This is a genomic window from Actinomadura logoneensis (genome assembly GCF_003428695.1).
Classification (GTDB): domain Bacteria; phylum Actinomycetota; class Actinomycetes; order Streptosporangiales; family Streptosporangiaceae; genus Spirillospora; species Spirillospora logoneensis.
Genome location: NZ_QURH01000747.1, coordinates 1 through 3,695, shown reverse-complemented (window position 1 = coordinate 3,695; position 3,695 = coordinate 1). Strand labels below are relative to the sequence as shown.

Annotated in this window: 3 protein-coding genes; all 3 read right to left on the bottom strand. The window is 74.5% G+C overall.

Translation table 11 applies throughout. The features are described 5' to 3' along the window. Nucleotides 1-190, bottom strand: a 190-nt coding sequence (locus tag DZF91_RS26630; protein ID WP_235834589.1) for a Mur ligase domain-containing protein, incomplete at its 3' end; no start/stop codon positions are given. Beyond that, the gene (locus DZF91_RS26625; protein WP_117359922.1) at nt 187-1,791 is read right to left on the bottom strand and encodes a UDP-N-acetylmuramoyl-L-alanyl-D-glutamate--2,6-diaminopimelate ligase; all 1,605 of its coding nucleotides are present in this window, start codon (nt 1,789-1,791) and stop codon (nt 187-189) included. The genes DZF91_RS26625 and DZF91_RS26630, both read right to left, overlap by 4 nt. A 93-nt stretch (nt 1,792-1,884) precedes the next feature. Continuing rightward, nucleotides 1,885-3,603, bottom strand: coding sequence for a peptidoglycan D,D-transpeptidase FtsI family protein (locus DZF91_RS26620; protein ID WP_117359921.1), 1,719 nt, complete (start codon nt 3,601-3,603; stop codon nt 1,885-1,887). Nucleotides 3,604-3,695: the final 92 nt, after the last annotated feature.

Sequence of the window (3,695 nt, the reverse complement as noted above, 5' to 3'; positions counted from 1 at the left end):
GGGCCGCGGGGGCGAAGTCGTGCCCGTCGGCCCGCTCGCCCGGCAGCGCCGCGAACAGCGCGCCGGGGCCGGCCTCCCGGGAGTCGATCACCACGGGCCCCCGGACCACCGGCTCCGGGCCGTCCGGCGGGAGGCCGGTCACGGCGCCGCGGGTGAGCTCGGCGATCCTCGACAGCGGAAGTGGGATCACGCCTGCGTCCCGTCCCCTCTCACGTCCTGCCCGTTCGACGCGCCGGCCCCCTCCGGGGTTCGCCCGGCGCCCCGCTCGCGGTCCCGCGCGCGGTCCTGCTGCGCGCGGATCGCCGCGCGGACCACCCGCCGGTCGTCGAACGGATGTACCTCACCGGCCACGTACTGGCCCTGCTCGTGGCCCTTGCCCGCGACGACCACGACGTCGCCGCGCCGGGCCCGGCCGATCGCCAGCGCGATCGCGGCGGCGCGGTCGGGTTCGACCACGATGTGCGCGCGCTCGGACCGCGGGACCTTGAGCCCGCCCTCGACCATAGCGGCGAGGATCGCCAGGGGGTCCTCCGACCTCGGGTTGTCGTCGGTGAAATACGCCATGTCGGCCAGCCGCGCGGCGGCCTCGCCCATCAGCGGGCGCTTGCCCCGGTCCCGGTCGCCGCCGCAGCCGAGCACGATCACCAGCCTGCCCTCGGTCACCTTCCGCAGGGACGTCAGGACGGCTTCGACCGCGCCGGGCTTGTGCGAGTAGTCCACCAGCGCGACGTACTCCTGGCCCTCGTCCACGCGCTCCAGGCGGCCCGGGACGCCGGTCAGCGACCCGACCCCGCGCACCGCCACCGGCAGCGTGAGCCCGGCCTCCACCAGCGCCACGATCGCGCCGAGCGCGTTGGCCACGTTGAACGGGCCGGGCAGCTGCACCGCCGCGTCGGCCTCGATGCCGCCCGGGCCGAGGACGCGGAAGACGCTGCCGTCCGCGCCGATCCGCACGTCCACCGCGCGCCAGTCGGCCGCCGGGTCGCCGGTCGCCGAGAACGTCGTGGTCGGGACGGTCGCGATCGACAGCAGCTCGCGGCCGTACTCGTCGTCCAGGTTCACCACGCCGACGCGGCTGTAGCCCGGCGTGAACAGCTTCGCCTTGGCGAGGAAGTAGTCCCGCATCGTCGGGTGGTAGTCCAGGTGGTCCTGGGACAGGTTGTTGAAGATCGCGACGTCGTACCGCGCGCCGCCGACCCGGGCCTGCTCCAGCGCGTGGCTGGACACCTCCATCGCGGCCGCGCCCACGCCCTGCTCGCGCATCATCGCGAACAGCGCGTGCAGGTCGGTCGACTCGGGCGTCGTCAGCTCGCCCGGGACGGTCTCGTCGCCGACCCGGATCTCCACGCCGCCGATCAGGCCGGTGGTGATCCCGGCCGCGCGCAGGCCCGCGTCCAGCAGGAACGTCGTGGTCGTCTTGCCGCTGGTGCCGGTCACGCCGATCAGCGTCAGGTCGCGCACCGGCTCGCCGTAGACCCACGAGGCCGCCCTGCCGAGCACCGCGCGCGGCTCGTCCACCACCAGGACGGGCAGCCCGGTCGCCTCGGACCGCTCGCGGCCCGCCGGGTCGGTCAGGATCGCCGCGGCGCCCCTCTCGGCGGCCTGGGCGGCGAACTGCGCACCGTGGGCGCGCGCGCCCGGCAGCGCCGCGTAGACGTCGCCGGGCAGCACCGCGCGCGAGTCGTGGGTGATCCCGGACACGGTCGTCGCGGACCACTCGTCCGCGGCCGGAAGGCCCAGCGTCGACGCGAGGCCGGTCAGCGGGCGGGCCGGGTTGGAGGTCGGGCGCATGGCGTGTCTCTCAGTGCGGGCCGGAGCCGGATGCCGGCGGGTATGCGGGGTCAACGGTGCGGTGGTCACGGCGGGTCAGGGTACTCGCTGCGCTCAGTCGTCGGCGTAGATCTTGAGCGACGGCGGCCTGCTCCCGCTCGGCGGGACCTTGCGGCTCTGCAGAGCGAAGTTCATCACGTCCCGGAACACCGGCGCGGCCACATCGCCGCCGTAGTGGCTGCCGGAGCTCGGGTGCTGCAGCACCACCTGGACGACCAGCTGCGGCGCCTCGGCCGGGGCGAACCCGGCGAACGAGGCGGTGTAGCCGCCGTCCTCGTAGGTCCCGGTGCTCGGGTTGACGATCTGCGCGGTGCCGGTCTTGCCCGCCACCCGGTAGCCGGGGATCTGGGCCTTCGGCGCGGTGCCGTCCTTGGTGGTGACGCCCTCCAGCATGTCCCGGATCGCCTCCGCCGTCCGCGCGCTGACCACCCGCTTCTGCGCGGGCGCGGCGGCCGGGGTGAAGGCGCCGTCGTCGCCGGTGGTGCCGGCGACCAGGGTCGGCGCCACCCGCACGCCGCCGTTGGCGATCGTCGCGTAGACGCTCGCCATCTGCAGCGCGTTCACCGACAGCGACTGGCCGAACGCGATCGGGAAGCGGTCGGTGCCCGACCACTGGCTCGGCGGACGGAGCTGCCCGGCCGTCTCGCCGGGCAGCCCGACGCCGGTCCGCTGCCCGAACCCGAAGTCGCGCAGGAACTTGTAGAGCGTGTCCTGGTCGATGCGCTCGCTGGCCAGGATCGTCCCGACGTTGCTGGACTTGGCCAGCACGCCGGTGAAGGTCAGCCGCTCGGTGCGGTGCTGCTCGGAGTCGTGGAACGTCCGGTCGTACCTGCGGACGCTGTAGGGCACGGTGAACGGCGTCTGGGGCGTCACACCGCCGCGTTCGAGCGCCGCCGCCGCCGTCACGACCTTGCCGGTGCTGCCCGGCTCGTACGCCTCCTGGACGAGCGGGCTGCCCCACCGCCGCCAGTTGGACCTGCCGTAGTCGTTGGGGTCGTAGCCGGGCGCGGACGCCATCGCGAGCAGCTGGCCGTTGCGCGGGTCCATCACGATCACGCTGCCGCTGCGCGCGCCGGTCGCCTTCACCTGCGCCTCGATCGCCTGCTGCGCCTTGTACTGGACGTCGCGCATCAGGGTCAGCCGGACGCCCTTGCCGGGCACCGGCGGGCGCTTCTGGTCCTCGCCCATCGGGATGTGCTGGCCGTCCGGGCTGATCTCGATCCGCTGCCATCCGGCTCGTCCGGCGAGCTGCCGGTTCAGCGAGTACTCCAGCCCGGCGGCGCCGCGTCCCTCGGCGTTGACGAACCCGATGACGCCGGCGGCGAGCGAGTCGTTCGGGTACTCGCGCCGGTACTCGGGGTAGGTGCCGATGCCGACGAACTTCATGCCCGTCACCAGGCGCGCCTGGTCGGGGCGGACGCCGTGGGCGAGCACCTCGTACCGGCTGTTGGTCCGCGCGAGCTGCTTCATGACGGCGGCCTGGTCGAGCCCGAGCATCGGCGCCAGGGCGCTCGCGATCTGCTGCCGCTTCTCCGGCTTGATCACGCCCGGGTCGGCGTAGACCAGCCGCGCCTCGACCGTCATGGCGAGCGGGTTGCCCTGCGCGTCGGTGATGTCGCCGCGCACGGCGGGCAGGTCGATCTTGCGGAGCCGCTGCTCCAGCGCCCGCGCGGTGTAGTGGCCCGACTCGATGGTCTGCAGCTGGACGAGCCGCCCGGCGAACAGCGACAGCACGAACGCGACCGCGAGCAGGCCAGCGTTCAGCCGCTTCATGGGGTCGCGGCGGCGGAACGGGATGCGGATCCCCCGGCGCGGCGGCCTGCGCGGCGGTCCGCCGCGTCCCCGCGCGCCGCCGGGCCGTGGCC